We start from the raw sequence: 16,226 nt of genomic DNA, 5'->3' as shown, positions 1-16,226 counted from the left end.
GCTCAGCCACCGGCGAGCCTACGGGCCTGCTCCACTATCCTCCCTACCCCCCTCCTCCTATCCTCGCGCAGCCTCCTCCTCTCCAGGTACTCTCTCATCCTCTCCCCGCTCAGCAGGGGGCGGCGGGGGAGGGGCCTGGGCCTCCCCTCCTCGTCTACAGCCACCATGGTCGCGTAGAGGAGGGCCACCGTCCTCTCCGTCTCCTCGAGCTGGGGGTTCTTGGCCGCGACTCGTACCGCTACCTCGAGGCTGCTCCTCCCCGCCCCGGTTATCCCGGACTCCAGCTTCACCAGGTCCCCCACCCTCGCGGGGGAGGCGAACACGGCTGCGTCGAAGCCCGCCGTCACCATCGGGGCGCCGGTGAACTCTATGGCGGGCACGGCCGCCATCTGGTCTATATAGTAGAAGAGCCTTGATGCGTCGAGCACGCCGGGGAGGGTGAACGTGTCCTCGGGGGAGACGAAGAAGTAGCTCGTCCTCCTGTACACCGCGTCGAGGGGGGCGCTGCTGGAGGCTATCTCCCTCCTCCTCTCCACGAGGGGCCTCCGGGCCTCGAGCCAGTAGCGGTGCGTCTCCGCCAGCTCCTCCGCCTCGAGGCTGCAGGGCCCCGCCTCGACCCCGTGGGGCCTGGGCCTCCCCTCCCCGTCGACAGCCACGTGGGTCTGGAGGCTGACGCTCACCGGCCGGGCCCCGCCGCCCCCTATCGGGTGGGCCTCCGCGTAGACCAGCACGTCGAGCGTGTGGGTCGTGGAGCCTATCACCCACGCGTAGACGTGGAGGTTCTCCCCGAGCCTCCCAGGGCTGAGCATGAAGAGGTAGTCCATCGCGCCGAGCACCGTGTAGCCCCTGGAGGCCCTCATAGCAGCCATGCCGCCGGCCTCGAGCATCCAGCCGGCGAGCCTGCCCCCGTGGAGCGTGCCGTAGCGGTTAGTGTGCCTGGGGTATATGGGGCGGAGCACGGTGACAAGGCTCTCCTCGGTACAGAGCCTCCGGGCCACGGCCCTGCTGGCCTCCAGGCCCCGGGGGGGCCAGGGGCCGCGGGCTATTAGTGCCAGGCCTCCGCGCCCGGCTCCCCGGGGCAGGGCTCCAGGGTCAGGGGGCCGGGGGCGGGCCGGTGGAGCCTCGCAGCCAGCCCGTGGCCCGCCGCTAGGCTCTCGATGGCCCTCCAGGCCTCCCGCTCGCGGCCAGGCCTCGGCACGGCCACCGCCACCTTCTTCTTAGCGTACCAACCCAGGAGGAGCCCCCTCTCCCTCAGCGCGTCCAGCTCCTCCGCCAGCCAGCCGGGGGCGAAGCCCGCCTCGATGCTGAAGCCGCGGGCCTCCTCCAGGAAGCGCTCGAGCCCGGGGCTCCTGGCCAGCCTGGCCAGCCTTGGCGCGGCGAGCACATGGAGCCTCTCCCCGAGCCCCCGGTGCATCTCATCCGTGGTCATCCTGCCCAGCTCCAGGCTGTAGACACTCGCCACCGGCACCGGGTAGCTGGCCAGCCTGGCGAGCCCGGGGGCTCCGGGGGCGAGCCTGACCTCCAGGCCGCGGCCGAGGAACATGGCGGCCACGTCCCCCAGCCCGGTGCCGGCGGCCACCTCGGCCTCGTGTGCGAGCGCCGCCGCCTCCTCCAGGCTCATGCCCCTCACAGCCGCCTCCCCAGCAGCCACCGCCAGGGCCAGGGCAGCCGAGCCCGCGTAGCCCACGGCGAGGGGGACGGGGATCTCTACCAGGACGCGGGCCCGGGGGCCGCCGAGGAGCCTGTAGAGCTCCCTCAGAACGCTGGGCTGCTCCTCGAGCCTCGCGCCAGCCGCCACCACTAGGGCGCCGCAGCCCCCGCCGCTGCAGCTGGCGACCCGCGCCACCGCCCCGGGCTCCAGGAGGAGGCCCGCGCCCAGGCTTCCCGTCTCCCTCCGGGAGGGCCGCCAGACCGGGAGCCAGAGCCCGGTTACATGGAGCGGGACCCGGACACGGTAGAGGCAGCCGCTGCCCGCCACTGGTCCTCCCCGCAGCCCCTGGGGGCCACCGCCTGGCGCCATCTAATTCAAACCCGGGGGGCCGGGGAACAGCGGCGGGTGGCGCTGCAGGCCTTGACCCGCGGCCTGGAGCCCTGGCTCTGGGGCGCCCGCCACCCCAGCGCCGGGATCATAGGGGAGCTGGGCGGCGACCTCGAGGGCCGCTGCATCGCCCTCGGGGTCACGGGGAGCGCGGCTGTATACAGGAGCATCGACCTCGCGAGGCTGCTTATGCGCTACGGCGCCGTGGTCCGCGTAGCCATGACGAGGGCGGCCGCCGAGCTGGTCTCCCCAAGCCTCTTCGAGTGGGCCACCGGGCTCCCCGCGGTCACGGAGATAACCGGGGCGATAGAGCACGTGGCGCTCGCCCGTCTCTGCGACGCCGTGCTGGTGGCGCCGGCAAGCCTGGACACGCTCTCCGAGATGGCCAGCCTCCGCGCCTCGACCCCCGTCTCAGCCCTGGCCCAGGAGGCGGCGGGGCTGGGGAAGCCCGTGCTCCTCGTCCCCGCGATGCACATGGGCATGTGGAGGAGGGCCGGGAGGCTGGTCGAGGAGCTGGAGAGGCAGGGCTTCCACGTGCTCCACCCCCTGGTTGAGGGGGAGCAGGCGAAGTACCCTCCGGTGGAGCTCACCGCCTGGTGGGCCGAGGCCGTGGTGACCAGGGGCAGGGACCTCCAGGGCGTCCACGTCCTCGTCACCGCCGGGCCCACCCGGGAGCACCTGGACCCGGTGAGGGTTGTCACCAACCCCTCCACCGGGAAGATGGGCGTCTCCCTGGCGCTGGAGGCGGCGTGGCGGGGCGCGAGGGTGAGGCTCGTCCACGGCCCGCTCTGCGCCGGGCTCCCCCGAGGCTGGACAGGCTACCTTGATGAGGCCGTGAGGGTTGAGACCAGCGAGGAGATGATGGCCACGGTGCTCAGGGCTGTGAGGAGGGTTGACGCCGCCCTCTACGCCGCCGCGGTAGCGGACTACCGGCCCGCCAGGAGCAGCGGGGAGAAGATACCGAGCACTGGGGGCAGGCTGAGCGTGGAGCTGGAGCCGACCCCGAAGATAGTGGAGGAGGCGGTGGCCGAGGCCCCTAGGGCAGTGCACGTGGGCTTCGCCGCGGAGACCGCGAGGGATGATAGGGAGCTGGAGGAGAAGGCCAGGGAGAAGCTGGAGCGCTACAAGCTCGACGCCGTGGCGGCCAATAACGTGCTCGAGCCCGGCGCCGGCTTCGGCTACGACACCAACCGGCTGCTCGTGGTGACCTGGAGGGGCGAGAGGATAGAGATCCCCAGGATGCACAAGAGGCTGGCCGCCCGCCGGCTCCTCGACACCGTCGGCAGGCTGCTGCGGGAGGGGCATAGGCCGCGCTAGGGTTTATCACGAGGAGCCCCCACTCTCTGCGGCCATGGAGGCCGCGCCGGCGACGCCGGGGCCCGCTCCCCGGGCCTGGGGTGAGCCGGCGGGTCCCACCCCGAGGCCTCCACCCCCTGCAGCGGCCTCGCGCCTCTCCTGGACACCCACGTGTATCACCAGGTCGCAGCCCCTGGCCTCCATCTCCTGGCGGAGCTCGTCGGCAAGTATATCGGCCACGTCCAGCGGCATCCCCCTCTCGGGGACCACTATCAGGTCGCCGCTGCACCGCGCCTCGTCGAGCATACGGAGCCTAAGCCGGAGAGGCTCCAGGCCGCGGAGCCGGGCCTCCCTCTCGACGAGCTCGTACAGCCTTCTAGGCGCGGCCGTGTCGGAGAATACGCGGAGCAGCCTCCGGTGGGTCTCGACCGCCTCGTAGAGGAGGTAGGCGAGCACCAGGGCTCCACCGGCGAGGTCGTAGAGGTAGCCGAGGCTCGAGCCGAGCCAGCTGCTGGCGGCGGTAACAACGCTCTCAACCAGCTCGCTGGCCGTGAACCCGGCGTAGACGCGGAGCACCGGGTCAAGCCCCCGGGCGGCGAGCACAGCGGCGGCGTAGAAGCCCCCGCCCACCAGGGCGGCTAGGCTGCTCTCCCCACCCACCCGGTAGCCCCCCGTGCTCGCGGCCAGCACAGCGGCGGAGAAGCCGGCGGCGAACATGTAGGCCGAGAGGCTCGCCAGCGCGCCCCCGTAGCGGAGCCGGTGGTGTCCATAGGGGTGGTCCTCGTCTGGAGGAGCGCTGGCGATGCTCAGGTACCAGACCACCGCCGCCAGGGAGACGAGGCTGGCTACACAGGTTAGGGCATCAACTAGGAGAGCCCTGCTACCGTAGGCCAGCGAGCCGTAGATCTTGACAGCCGCGCCGGCGAGGCTGAGCAGCACCACCGCCGGGAGACCCCTGGCCCGCACAGCCCCTTCCCCCAGGAGCTCCGTCGCCCAGGCGGGGCTCGACGGGAGGCTCTGATAAGGCCCTCGGGCATCCCCTCCTCCCCCCTCCCCGCCGCCTCCAGTCCCTCTCCACGTAACCACCTTCCTCCAGGACCCTACGGCGCTGAGGGCAGGCCCGTAGGAGAGGCAGGAGTGGATAAGGTGTGGGCTAGGCCATGGAGCTGGTGGAGGAGAGCATGGGGACGTCTGGGAGGCCAGTGGAAAGAAGGATTAGGGTGGGGTGCGCTGCCTGGGAGAGTGCCGAGAGGCAGGCCGCCTTAGGGCTTGGCTGCAAGCAGCCATTTGAGCAGCAGCGCCACTCCTACCGCGGCTGCTATGCCGCCCGCCGCGTAGGCTGCTGCGCGGCCGTGGCCACCGCCGGGGCTGGGGCTAGCCGTGGCCGCTGGCGTGCTGGAGGCTGCCGGGAGGGTTGTCGACGCCGGGGTTCCTGTGGCTGCCGCCGTTGTGGTTGCGCCCGCTGTCGTCGTTGTCCCTGTAGTGGACCCTGTAGTGGGCGTGGCTGTTGTGGCCGCTGTGGTAGATGTAGTGGTGGTGATTGTAGCTGTTGTCGAGGTTGTAGTCGTGGCCGGCGCGGTTGTAGTAGTGGTTGTGGTGGCTGGCGGCGTGGCCGTCGTGGAAGGCTGGCCCTGGCTGCTCTCACCCCCTATCACAACCACCACGCTGCCCAGCTCCGGGAGCGGGGCGTGGCTGGGATGGATGCTGACCTCGCTGCCCGCAGGGATGAGCCTCGCCTCCTCCGGCACTATGCCTGGGGCCACGCTGCCCGCCTGCTCTATGGCCGGCTGCGCCGCAGTGTAGGCTGCTGAGACCGCGGTGAGGGCGTTGGACGCGTCTCGGGCGGGACTGCCCGTGGTGTTGGCGGTGTGGAGCCTGTAGCCCGTGTAGTCGAGCACCAGGTCGGCCCTATCCATGTGGAGCGCCAGCCTGGCCTCTACGGCCGCCTCGCCGGGGGCCCTGACGAGCCCCGGCGGGGTGGCTGAGACCAGCTCGTGGAGCGCCGTTAGCCAGCCTAGCGGGAGGGGCGCTATCTGGACCGGGAGCTGGGCCCCGATCCCGGCGCCGGGGGCCCCGGGGTAGGGGGCCGCCGCTCTCGCCGCTAGCACTGCCACTAGGTGCTCCAGGGCCGGCGCCGCCCTGGCGGCGATGCTACTCGCGTTCTCCAGGTCCCCCATGTGGGTGTCAATGTAGCTGAGCGATGCCCTCAACGAGGCGCCTCTCGATTCCTCGCTGGCGTTGAGGCTGAAGGAGCCGTTGACGCTTATGTCGGAGCCCAGCATATCCCTTATCGCTGCCACGTCGCCCGCGCTGAGCCCCATGCCTGCGGCCGACTCCAGCATCGCGTCGGCGTCTATGGCTAGCGCCAGGTGGAGGAGTACCCTGCCGTCGCTCTGCTCGCTGGCGCTAAGCTCTCTCACCCTTAGGTAGCTTATCCCCTGGACCGCCAGCAGCATGTTCAGCTGGCTCGCCGGGGGCAGCTGGCCTGGGTCCACGCTGCCACTGGGCAGAAGCAGCCTGGCATCCACCAGGATCTCGGAGGCGTTGGAGAGCGTTACCCTCAGCTCCTCCAGGCCCAGCCTGGTCTCGCTGCCGCCGCTCACCGCCACCAGGCCGCCGCTGGCCACAGCCTCCCCGCTGCCGTTGCTGTAGCTGTAGCTGCCGTTCAGCCTGAAAACCGCGCTGCCATTCTCCACCGGCTTGGAGAAGGCCAGCTGGGCTGTAGCGTTGAGCACATGGCGCTCGAGCGAGCCGTTATAGTACGTAGTGTAGCTGGCGTTAACCGTTCCCTCGGCGCCCGTCCCCTTGACGGGGTAGAAGCTGGCCTCGAGATGGTAGACCGGCCTTATCGAGCCATCCGGGTAGACGAGTATGGCTAGCGTCGAGTTGTGGACCTCCACGCGGAGCCCGGCCGCCTGCTGGGCCCCCGCCGGGGCCATGGGCGCGGGGACGAGGAGGATCAGGGAGAGGAGCGCCACGGCTGCGAGGCGCGCCGCCCTGGCATGGTACGGGGTATGCTTAGCTATGTCTTCCACTCAGTCCTCACATCCACAGCTACCACCGCAGCAGCCCTCCTGTGATATAGTGTTAGTATCCTGGAGGCGGGTGAAACTACCCGCTGCCACCGCCGCCCCAGCCCCCGGGGGCTCGTTCAGCCTGACCCGGGGCTTGGTTCCCGACTAGACCCTCTATATCCCCGGGCGTCTGCATGGGGTACTGGGAGGGGCCGGCGGGAGGAGACCGTGCAGGCTCCCCCTGGGGGCCTGCAGCGCTGCAAGAGGGGCAGCGCGGCCAGGGAGGAGCCGGCCCTAAGAGGTTTTATCCCCATGAGATACCGCATAGGAGACGCCGCGGGCCCGGGCCAGCTGCCCACCCCCCGGGGGCGTCGCGTCCCCCTACGCTCCCTGGAGCGGGCTGGAGTGGAGGATGCTCGGAGGTAGGTGCGTGTGCCTATAACTGTGGCCCTGGTGCATATGAGGCTGAAGCCCCTAGCCAAGAAGTCGAACCTGGAGAAGGCTAGGAAGCTGGTGAAGGAGGCTGCGCTCAAGGGTGCGAGGCTCGTAGTCCTCCCGGGCTTCGTCAACGTCGGCCCCTTCTTCCTTCACTACCCGCGGACCAGGAACCGGGCTGTAACCAGGAACCAGGCGGAGAGGATACCCGGCAACACTTTCGAGTATCTCTCCATGGTGGCGCTGGAGAACGGCGTCTACCTGGTGGCGGGCCCCATCATAGAGAGGGCGGGCCCCAAGATATTCCTCACAACCGTGGTGATAGCGCCCAACGGCACGCTCCTGGCGAAGTACCGCAAGATAGCGAGCAACGGGCTCGACGAGGAGCTAGGGATAAGCCCGGGCCGCAGCCTGGTAGTGGTGGACGAGGTCGGCCGGAGCATAGGCCTCCTAGCGGAGGACGACATCTACTACCCGGAGGTGGCCCGCAGCCTCCTCCTCGAGGGCGCGACAGTGTTCATAGCGAGCCTCCGGCCCGGGGAGGACGAGCACCGGGTGAAGCTAAGCCTCCTAGCCCGTAGCGTGGAGAACAACGTCCCGATACTCGCGGTGGGCTCTGTCTTCGAGACCGTGGACAAGATAGTGGAGATGCCCACCATGGTGGTGGAGCCGCAGAGCGGGATAGTGGAGGAGATAAACGAGCCCAAGGACACGTTCCTGCTGGTAGAGGTCATGGAGCAGCCAAGCAACATACGCGACATTATTGATACAAGCCTCCGAGCCAAGGCCCTCTCATCGATATACTGCAAAGCCGCCAAGGACAGCCTAGTGGAGAACCTTGCAGGCCGCTACAAGCTGGCAACAGGCACCAGTAACGAGGAGAAAGAGCCGACCTAGGAAGATGTAGAGCAGCCTCCAACCCGCACCGCTACCAAGTAGCCGCCGGATACAGGGCTGCGAGCATAAAATGCCTGCACCGAGAGCAGCCGCGGCCATGCAGGTGCGGCGAGCAGATAAAGGAGTGGAGACTCATGCATCACGACGCAGCCGGAGTAAGGGGCCTAAGCAGGCTGCTAAAAAGAATCTAGAGTTACGTTCATGGCCTGGACCGGCACCTGATGCAGAGGCCCCCCTCCCCTACTGGAGGTTGATGTACCAGCTAAAGCTGTCGCTGGAGTAGTGGTAGACGCCGGCCAGCTTCCAATCGTAGCCCTGCGGAGTCTTGACCACCACCCATAGGTTGTAGTCGGCGAACGCCCTATCGCCAGCCTTGTCAAGCACTATCCAGCCGGTGGCGCCGAAGTAGTTGTAGGCAACGTCGGGCAGTATATTCTTGACAGCGGTGGGGTCGTACTTCTGGGTGGCCAGCAGGGATAGGGTCAGCACCCAGGCAGCGTCATACGCTGCCAGGGCGTAGGTGTCGGGCTCGCGGCCTAGCATCTTCTTGAGCTCGCTTACTATCTTCTCGTACTTCTGGCTCCGGGTGGCAGCGAATATCGGGTTGAGGAACTTCACCTGGGCGGCGAACTCGGCGGCGGTCGGGTCCTTTATCAGCTCGCTTAGCAGGGCGGTGCCGTCGCTGCCGAACCAGCGGACCTGCTTCAGTATGTCATACTGGCTGGCCACCTGGAACACCTGGACTACCTCGTTGAAGCCTATGTAGACTACTGCCACGTGGTCCTTGCCGTACTTCTGTACCGCCTGCTGCACGAGGCTGGCTAGCCTGTCTACCTCGGTGCTGAACTCCTTGGCCTTGGGGTCGTACCTGGGGCCGTCGATGACCTCTATGCCGAGCTTCTGGGCCTCCTTCTTAATGGCATCGTGGAGGCCGTCGCCCCAGGCGTCGCCGCGCCACATGATCACTATAGCCTTGGCGCCGAAGTACTTGGCCATCTTGGCTATCACTGGGCCCTGTATGTTGTCGGTGGGGCAGAAGCGGAACACGTAGTCGTCGGGTATGGCTAGGCTGGGGGCGGTGCTGCTCTGGCTTATGATTAGCAGGTGGTTCTGGTTGACGTAGTTGAGTATCTGGCGCACCTCGGCGCTGGTCTGGGGGCCTATGAAGAACTTTATGCCCTTAGCGGCCATGGCCTGGACCTTCTGGAGGCAGACCTCGGGCTTGGTCTGGGTGTCCTCGACCACTATCTTTATCCTGAAGGGCGCGCCGGCCTTGGCCAGGAAGTTGTTTATATCCTTCTGGGCTAGCTCGAGAGCTGCCTTACTGTTCTCGCCGTAGCTGGCGAGGTCGCCGGTGAGCGGGAGCAGGGCGCCTATCAGCACCTCGCCCTGGAGGCCGCCCGAGGGGGCAGCGGTGCTGGTTGCCTGCGCCGTCTGCGTCTGCTGCGTTGTCGCCGGCGTGGTGGCGGCCGGCGGGGTACCTGTGGTTGCCGGGGCGCTGGCCGGCGCGCTGGGGGCGCCGCCTCTGTGGCTGGCCATGTAGGCTGCGAGCGCGACTATAGCGATGACTATTATGGCTGCAGCTGCTGCGGCTACACGGCTGCTCGCCACGGCCTATTCACCTCCACCCACGCGTACGCGACCGTGATTCCTCTGATGGCCGGGGGGTACGGGATTCCCACTCCCTTTTATGTTTTCGAGCCAAGCGCACCCATAATTGGTTGCCTAATCATTAATCGTTATCAATAACACTATATGCTTGACCTGTGTGCCGGAATAAGCTCTTTAATACTCTAATGCCCTATTCGTGGGCCTAGGGTCCTCCATGGAGGCCGTGGCGGGGGAGCGGGTGGAGCCCAGGGAGGGGCACGGCAACGAGTACATACTGGTTGCGGAGAGAATAGTGAAGAGGTTCGGCGGCCTGGTGGCAGTGGACAATGCCACGGTCAAGATACGCAGGAAGACCATAACGTTGCTGATCGGCCCCAACGGGAGCGGCAAGACCACCCTCCTCAACGTGATAGCCGGCTACTACCGGCCCGACGGTGGGAGAGTGGTGTTCGAGGGCAGGGATGTGACCGGCCTGCCGCCCCACAGGCTCTACCATCTGGGCATGGCCCGGACCTTCCAGGTGCCCCAGCCCTTCCCCAAGCTGACCGTGCTCGAGAACGTCCTCCTCGCTGCGAAGAGGCACCCGGGCGAGTCCTTCACTGCCCCGCTCGTCCGGGGCAAGTGGCTCCCCGTGGAGGAGGAGCTCGTGGGCAAGGCCTTCTCCATACTTAGGCTTGTGGGCCTCGACCATCTCTGGGACCATCCGGCGGGGCAGCTGAGCGGCGGCCAGATGAAGCTGCTGGAGATAGCCCGCACCCTCATGAGCGGGGCCAAGCTCGTGCTCATGGACGAGCCTATCGCCGGCGTTAACCCTACGCTCGCGCATAGGATACTCGACTTTATAGTTAGGCTCCGTGACCAGGGCATAACCTTCTTTATAATAGAGCACAGGCTCGATATAGCTATGAAGTACGCGGACTACGCCTACGCCATGGCCCGGGGACGGGTCATAGCGGAGGGCAGGCCGGAGGAGGTTGTATCCAACCCGCTCGTAATCGACAGCTACCTTGGAGGGTGAGGAGCCGTGCCCAAGCTTGAGCTCCGCGGGGTAAACGCAGGGTATGGTAAGCTCCAGATACTGTTTGACGTCAGCTTCACCGTGCTCCCGGAGAAGATAACCGTTATAGTGGGGCCCAACGGGAGCGGTAAGAGCACTACGCTGAAGACCATATTCGGGCTCACCACCACCTACAGCGGCGAGATACTCCTCGACGGCAAGAACATAGCCGGCCTGCCGCCTCACAGGATAGCCAAGCTCGGCGTGGCCTACGTGCCGCAGACCAACAATGTGTTCGCCAGCCTCACCGTCAGGGAGAACCTGTCCATGGCAACCTACGGGCTCGACGAGAACCAGGCCCAGGACCGGGTGGAGGAGGTCCTGGAGCTTTTCCCCCGGCTACGGGAGAGGATGGGGCAGCGGGCGGGAACGCTTAGCGGCGGCGAGAGGCAGATGCTGGCCATAGCGATAGCATTGATAAGGAGGCCCAAGCTCATGCTCTTTGACGAGCCCACCGCCGCGCTGGCGCCGAAGATAGCTCTCGAGATACTCGATATAATAGCGAGGCTCCGCGACGAGTACAAGATAACGGTCCTGCTGGTAGAGCAGAGCGCCAGGAAGGCCCTCGAGTACGGCGACCACGCGGTCCTCCTGGTGGGCGGCCGCGTGGCATTCGAGGGAGGGGCGGACGAGCTCCTCAAGCACCCAGACCTGGCCCGCATGTACCTCGGCCTTGTCAGCAGCGAGGGCTGAGCCGGAGGCCCGGGGCGATGGTGTCGATAATATTCCTCCAGAACAGCCTCATCTACGCCAACGCTTTGACGCTGCTCGCTATAGGGCTCACGCTGACCTACCTAACCACTAAGATACCCAACTTCGCGCACGGCAGCCTCGCCATCGTGGGCGCCTACGCGCTGTTCACCGTGGTAGCGGTGTATAGGCATGGAATAGGCCTGGGGTTTGCCGCGTCCTTCCTGGCCGGCGCCCTGGCGGGGCTGCTCCAGTATATTCTCGTCCTCCGCACGCTCCAGCGGAGGGGCACCGACCCCCTGGGCCTCATGATATCCACGCTGGGCGTCGACATATTCCTCATAGGCGTTCTCAACATATACGCCGATATACTGACCGGCATGCACCCGGCCACGGGCACGAGCAGGGACTGGAGCCTCCGCGGCATGGTCTCTGGCAGAGTCGCGGGCGCGACGGAGGGCTTCTGGATCTCCGTCGGGCTTACGCTCGCCGGCCTGGTGGCGCTCTACCTGCTGCTGACAAGGACCAGGCTCGGCGTGGCGATGAGGGCTAGCATCGAGAACCCCAGCCTGGCGGAGGTGCTAGGGGTCAACGTGGACCTGGTCTACATGCTCTCCTGGATTATCGCCGGCGGGTTCGCGGGGCTTGCCGGCGGGCTGCTCTCATTCGTGCTCCGCATCAACCCCGTGGTGGGCAGCGAGGAGGTGGTGAGCGTGTTTGCCGCCAGCATAGTGGGCGGGCTGCAGAGCCTGCTGGGCGCCGTGCTCGGCGGCTACCTGGTGGGGCTCAGCGAGACCCTCGGCACCGGCATGCTCGCCGAGGCGCTCAACATGCCCGGGCTGGTCGTCTACCGTAAGGTGGTCTCCCTATCCCTCATAATTATAGTACTGCTCCTGGCCCCCGAGGGGCTGATGGGGGTCAACTGGAGGAAGTTTGTTAAACGCGTAACCCTGAGGAGGGAGGAGGCTGTTGAGACAAGCTAGGAGGGGTGATGGGGCGTGGCCATCCCGGTTATAGGTGTGGCGCTCCAGCCTAGCTTCTGGCTCTGGGTAGCGGTCTACTCTATCGTGGCGCTCAGCCTCAACCTGGAGGCCGGTATAACAGGTATACCCAACTTCGGCAAGCACCTGCCGGTGATCATAGGCGCTGTTGTCGCGGCAGCCCTGCCAGGCTACCTGGGGGTGGCGCTGCTCCCCGAGAGCCTGAAGCAGCAGCTGGCCTCAACCACCGGGGGGAGCCTCAACTACGCCGGCGAGTACAACGCGTTCATAGCGGAGGTGCTGACCAAGTACTATGCAGCCCACCCGGGGCTCGCCGCCGGCCTCTTCCTGCTGGCGCTGGCAGTGGCAGCTGCACTGGGCGCCGTGGTGGGCTGGCTGGCCGCCTACCCGGCTGCAAGGCTCCGGGCGGACTACCTGGCCATACTCCTGCTCGCAGCCGCCGAGGCGACGCTGAGGGTGGCCTACAACGCCCCCCAGCTGGGCGGCACCCTGGGGCTGACGGTCCCCAACACGCTGGTGTGGCTGGATAGCATGCTCCGAGGCGCCGGCGTGCCCCACGCCCACACGGTGTCGGTGCTGCTGATAACCCTGCTGATAGCAGCATTAACCTATGCCTACATGGAGCTGCTGGCCCGCGCGCCGGTGGGCAGGCTGCTGAAGAGCATACGCGAGAACGAGGTCGCGGCCGAGAGCCTGGGCAAGGACGTGGCGAGGATAAAGCTGAAGACCCTCATGGTGGGCTCCGCTCTGGCGGCGCTGGCGGGCGCGCTGTTCATGACGTGGTCGCTGGGCTGGATAGCCACCACCTACAACAGGGTGTCCTGGACCTTCTGGGTCTGGGCCATGATGATACTGGGCGGCATGGCTAACAACCTGGGCGTGCTGCTGGGCGTCTTCACCCTGGTGCTGGTCCGCCAGATGATAACCTACAATAAGACCGCTATAGCGCCCTACCTGCCCTTCGACCCCGCCTGGCTCGACTACCTGGTGCTGGGCTCCCTGCTAGTGATACTGCTGATGGTGAGGCCGCAGGGCCTGCTGCCCGAGAAGACCACCTACCCGCTGCCCAGGAAGAGGCTGGAAGAGAAGGCCCAGGGGCTAAGAGCCGGCGGAGCGCAGCCTGCGGTAGAGGTGGAGGGCGGCAGCAAGGTCTAGCAGCGCGGCCCCAACGCTCTTATAGAGCCCGATATCGCCCCAGCCGCATTTCCTCCCCCGGAGCGCCTCCCCAAGCTCCACCAGCTCCACCCCCGTCTCCCCCACCGCCTCCTCGTCGAGGTCGCCGCTCTCCCTCAGCACGCCCTCCCTCGTGTCCACCAGGGCGCAGCGGGCCCGGAGCAGCACCTCCCGGTCCAGCTCCCTGACCGGCCTCGGCGCGCCCACGCTGGCCACCACGGCGCCGCTGCGCAGGAGGCCTCCCAGCACCACCGGGCTGGGGGACGTGGTGGCTGCCACCACCACGTCGGAGCGGCGGAGAAGCTTCTCCAGGGAGACGGCCTCGCCCCCGTAGCTCTTGGCCAGCTCCCACGCCCTCGCCTTGTTCCTCGAAGCTACCAGGACCGTGCTGCAGCTGTATAGGCGAGTTAGCAGCCTGAGGTGGTAGCGGGCCTGCACCCCCGCGCCGACTACGCCGAGCACCCCGCTGGTCCCGCCCAGGAGGCGGAGCGCGGCGGCCGTGGCGGCGGCCGTCCTCCAGCCGGTGGCGGGGGCGGCGTCGGCCTCTAGCAGGGCCTCCCCCGTCTCGGCGTCCAGGAGGAGCAGGCGGCCCCGGACCAGGGGCAGGCCCCGCCCCGGGTTGCCAGGGTAGACCCCGACGATCTTAACCGCGTAGAAGCCCTGGCCCGCCGCGGGCATCACGCCGAGCCAGGAGCCGCGGTGCTCCAGCGAGAGCCTGGGAGGCGCAGAGGCCCCGGAGGCCAGCAGCCTCTCCACATCCTCCACCAGGCCCTCCGGGTCGGCCAGGCGGTCCACGTCCCCTGCATCCAGGTAGACCGTCAAGGAGGCCCACACCTCCACGGGGTCTAGAGGAAGTCGCTCCACCAGGCGTCCTCCTGGCCGCCACGCTGCCTGGGCGCCGCGAGGAGCCCGTCGAGCAGGGCGCGGAGGAGGACAGCGACCGCGTGGCTGCAGGGCTGCCTAGAGCCGCAGCTGCAGCTGCTCCGGCGGTCGGCGAGGCTCACCTTCGCCTCGTAGGTGCGGCCGCCGCTGGTCTCCACCTCGCCGTAGACCGTGCCGGTCTCCTCGCTGTAGCTGGCCCACACCCTCTCCCTGGCGAGGAGCCGGAGCGCCCTCTCCAGTATCTCCGGCGCCGGGTCGAGCCCGGCTATAGCAGCCAAGGCGTCCCCGAGGTCGCTGGGCTTCTCGCCGAGAAGCTCGCCGGCCTTCTCCAGGGCCTCCTTTCTGATCTCCTCCACCAGCCTAGCGTCCTCGCGGCCGCCGGCCCAGGCCTCAGCGAGGCTCAGGTCGCCGCCACTGTAGTCCAGCACCCTGTCCCGGAGCCGGAGCATGATGGGGCTGGGGGCCAGGGGCCCCACAACCACTGCCTCGCCGGTGTTGAGGCCCGGCAGGTTGTCCAGCAGGTCCTGGCTCACTTGCTCGCTGGCGTCCCGGACCGCCTCCTGGTCCCTGGGGTTCACTATCCGGAGTATCACCTGGCCCTGGAGCTGGCTGAGCACGTCCGGGTCTATCCTGGAGGGCCTCTGGGTTATAGCTACGAGGAAGACGCCGAACTTCCTGCCCTCACTGGCTATGGTCGCCGCTATGTCGCGGCTCCGCGTCTGCCTCTGCGTCTTAGGCGGCATGAACCTGTGGGCCTCCTCCACCACGACCACCACGGGGTAGGGGTAGCTCTCGCCGCCCACGCCCCTCACGTGGCGGAGCCTCGCGTTGAACACCCTCGAGAGGATGTTGAACGCCAGGTGGTCCTGCACCTCGGCCCGGAGCCCGGCCAGGTTCACCACCGTGACCGTGCCCGGCCAGAGCAGCTGGTCCAGGGGGAGGCGGGCGACCCCGTAGACCCCTATGCGGCGCAGCTCCTCCAGGTAGCGTATCGCGTCGTAGCCGGGGCTGCTGTCCTTGCTGAGGGCCAGCCAGAGCCTCCTTATCCCCCGGCCGAGCCCCTCGTCGGCCGAGAGTATCTCCTCCAGCCGCCTCCCCGTGGCCGCGGCCTTCTGCAGGTCCCTGCTAGCCGTGACGCTGAGGCGGCGCAGGAGCTCGGCGGCGAACCGGTCCAGCCTGCTACCCTGCAGTTTGGCGACCTCGGCCGCGTCTATGGCGGCCTGCACCACCTTTATCATGCCGCGGAGGCCTAGCCACTTCTTCTCCCCCGTCGCCTCGGCCACCCAGCGGGCGAGCCGCTTAGCGCCGTAGATCACGCTCCTTATCCTCGTGGCCTTAGCCGGCACACCGGCTATGGAGGCCAGCTCCTCCGCCGACATGCTGGCCACGCTGACCCGGTACTGGATGTCCCCCTCCTGGTCCCTCCTGGCCTTGAGGACGCGCACCGAGTCCTCGAAGCCAGGGCCCAGGCGGAACGCCGTCCTCTTCATAGCCGTGTACTCGCCGTGGGGGTCCAGGACAACTATGGTTGCACCCTTCTTCAGCAGCTCCTCTATAAGCACCACGCTGGCCCACGTCTTCCCCGCGCCCGTCGCCGCTATTATCGCCACATGCCTCTTCACGCCCTCGAGATCCAGGTAGGCAGGGACGCTGGGCCGCGAGATGAGGCTGCCCACGTGGAGCCGGCGGGGCTCCTCCACCGAGTAGAAGTCGCGGAGAAGCTCGTCGGAGGCGAGGTAGACCCAGCTCCCCACCGGAGGAGCGTGGCGGGGCAGGTAGATGCGGCCCTTCCACTTATAGCCCAGGACCCGGGCCGCCGCGACAACAGTGTCGCTGCCCCGGGGGAGGCTGAGGTTCCTTATCACCGGCCAGGGGTGCTCGGGGGACACGCCCACGGCGAGCCGGCGCATCGCCCGTATCTGGGCGAGTATCTTCACCATAACCCTCGTGTCCTCGCCGGGCGGCGTCTCCCAGGCCTCAACGTAGACGTAGTCGTAGAGGGGTGGTATCCTCTCGGGGTCTACGGTGAAGACGAAGTAGTCCGGCCTGGAGTCACCGGTCACCATGCCTACCGGCTCGCCGCCCTTGGCACTCCCCCTCAAGGCCCCGCTGCATCCCCGCAGAGTCTATCC

13 protein-coding genes are annotated in these 16,226 nt (G+C 67.5%); 6 read left to right on the top strand and 7 right to left on the bottom strand.

The features are described from left to right. Positions 1-2: 2 nt before the first annotated feature. Both ACZ42Y_RS03855 and ACZ42Y_RS03850 read right to left on the bottom strand, forming a co-directional pair. Positions 3-998: an acyl-CoA thioesterase gene (locus ACZ42Y_RS03855; RefSeq protein ID WP_058371179.1), complete on the bottom strand. Its 996-nt coding sequence runs from the start codon at positions 996-998 to the stop codon at positions 3-5. Between the two features lie 47 nt (positions 999-1,045). Continuing rightward, positions 1,046-2,020 carry a GHMP family kinase ATP-binding protein gene (locus ACZ42Y_RS03850; RefSeq protein ID WP_083494559.1) on the bottom strand — a complete coding sequence of 325 codons (975 nt, stop codon included), beginning with the start codon at positions 2,018-2,020 and terminating at the stop codon, positions 1,046-1,048. A gap of 36 nt (positions 2,021-2,056) precedes the next feature. Here ACZ42Y_RS03850 and coaBC point away from each other — a divergent pair, with 36 nt between their 5' ends. Next, positions 2,057-3,355 carry a bifunctional phosphopantothenoylcysteine decarboxylase/phosphopantothenate--cysteine ligase CoaBC gene (gene coaBC, locus ACZ42Y_RS03845; protein ID WP_464735736.1) on the top strand — a complete coding sequence of 433 codons (1,299 nt, stop codon included), beginning with the start codon at positions 2,057-2,059 and terminating at the stop codon, positions 3,353-3,355. Between the two features lie 6 nt (positions 3,356-3,361). On the opposite strand, the gene ACZ42Y_RS03840 is transcribed toward coaBC, so the two are convergent. Together ACZ42Y_RS03840 and ACZ42Y_RS03835 are read right to left on the bottom strand one after the other, a co-directional pair. Further along, positions 3,362-4,300 carry a cation efflux transmembrane domain-containing protein gene (locus ACZ42Y_RS03840; protein ID WP_058371182.1) on the bottom strand — a complete coding sequence of 313 codons (939 nt, stop codon included), beginning with the start codon at positions 4,298-4,300 and terminating at the stop codon, positions 3,362-3,364. 296 nt (positions 4,301-4,596) lie between these two features. Next, positions 4,597-6,369 (bottom strand): hypothetical protein, encoded by a 1,773-nt coding sequence (locus tag ACZ42Y_RS03835; RefSeq protein ID WP_464735735.1) that lies wholly within the window; start codon positions 6,367-6,369, stop codon positions 4,597-4,599. Between the two features lie 411 nt (positions 6,370-6,780). On the opposite strand from ACZ42Y_RS03835, the gene ACZ42Y_RS03830 reads away from it, so the two are divergent. After that, the gene (locus ACZ42Y_RS03830; protein WP_058371184.1) at positions 6,781-7,680 is read left to right on the top strand and encodes a carbon-nitrogen hydrolase family protein; all 900 of its coding nucleotides are present in this window, start codon (positions 6,781-6,783) and stop codon (positions 7,678-7,680) included. A 240-nt stretch (positions 7,681-7,920) separates the two neighbouring features. Here ACZ42Y_RS03830 and ACZ42Y_RS03825 read toward each other — a convergent pair whose 3' ends face one another. Then, positions 7,921-9,291 carry an ABC transporter substrate-binding protein gene (locus ACZ42Y_RS03825; protein ID WP_058371185.1) on the bottom strand — a complete coding sequence of 457 codons (1,371 nt, stop codon included), beginning with the start codon at positions 9,289-9,291 and terminating at the stop codon, positions 7,921-7,923. Between the two features lie 214 nt (positions 9,292-9,505). On the opposite strand from ACZ42Y_RS03825, the gene ACZ42Y_RS03820 reads away from it, so the two are divergent. The 4 genes from ACZ42Y_RS03820 to ACZ42Y_RS03805 are packed head-to-tail and all read left to right on the top strand — an operon-like array spanning position 9,506 to position 13,194. After that, a complete protein-coding gene (locus tag ACZ42Y_RS03820) occupies positions 9,506-10,309 on the top strand; it encodes an ABC transporter ATP-binding protein (RefSeq protein ID WP_464735734.1) in 804 nt (267 codons plus the stop codon). 6 nt (positions 10,310-10,315) lie between these two features. Further along, complete coding sequence (locus tag ACZ42Y_RS03815; protein ID WP_464735733.1) at positions 10,316-11,041, top strand: ABC transporter ATP-binding protein; 726 nt, start codon at positions 10,316-10,318, stop codon at positions 11,039-11,041. Between the two features lie 17 nt (positions 11,042-11,058). Next, entirely contained in the window at positions 11,059-12,021 is a 963-nt protein-coding gene (locus tag ACZ42Y_RS03810) for a branched-chain amino acid ABC transporter permease (RefSeq protein WP_464735732.1), read from the top strand. 15 nt (positions 12,022-12,036) lie between these two features. Then, positions 12,037-13,194, top strand: coding sequence for a branched-chain amino acid ABC transporter permease (locus ACZ42Y_RS03805; protein ID WP_464735731.1), 1,158 nt, complete (start codon positions 12,037-12,039; stop codon positions 13,192-13,194). Here the strand turns inward: ACZ42Y_RS03805 and ACZ42Y_RS03800 are convergent. Together ACZ42Y_RS03800 and ACZ42Y_RS03795 are read right to left on the bottom strand one after the other, a co-directional pair. Next, positions 13,138-14,034, bottom strand: coding sequence for an ornithine cyclodeaminase family protein (locus ACZ42Y_RS03800; RefSeq protein ID WP_464735730.1), 897 nt, complete (start codon positions 14,032-14,034; stop codon positions 13,138-13,140). The two genes, ACZ42Y_RS03805 and ACZ42Y_RS03800, sit on opposite strands and share 57 nt — an antisense overlap. Before the next feature lie 23 nt (positions 14,035-14,057). Beyond that, entirely contained in the window at positions 14,058-16,196 is a 2,139-nt protein-coding gene (locus ACZ42Y_RS03795; protein ID WP_058371190.1) for an ATP-binding protein, read from the bottom strand. Positions 16,197-16,226: the final 30 nt, after the last annotated feature.

This window comes from Pyrodictium brockii (assembly GCF_055379715.1).
The sequence above is the reverse complement of the archived record's forward strand: the minus strand, read 5'-3'. Positions and strand labels throughout refer to the sequence as shown.

Coding starts and splice junctions, on each gene's coding strand:
- ACZ42Y_RS03850 (WP_083494559.1), bottom strand. CDS start 2,020: ATGGCGCCAGGCGGTGGCCCCCAGGGGCTGCGGGGAGGACCAGTGGCG.
- ACZ42Y_RS03820 (WP_464735734.1), top strand. CDS start 9,506: ATGGAGGCCGTGGCGGGGGAGCGGGTGGAGCCCAGGGAGGGGCACGGC.
- ACZ42Y_RS03810 (WP_464735732.1), top strand. CDS start 11,059: ATGGTGTCGATAATATTCCTCCAGAACAGCCTCATCTACGCCAACGCT.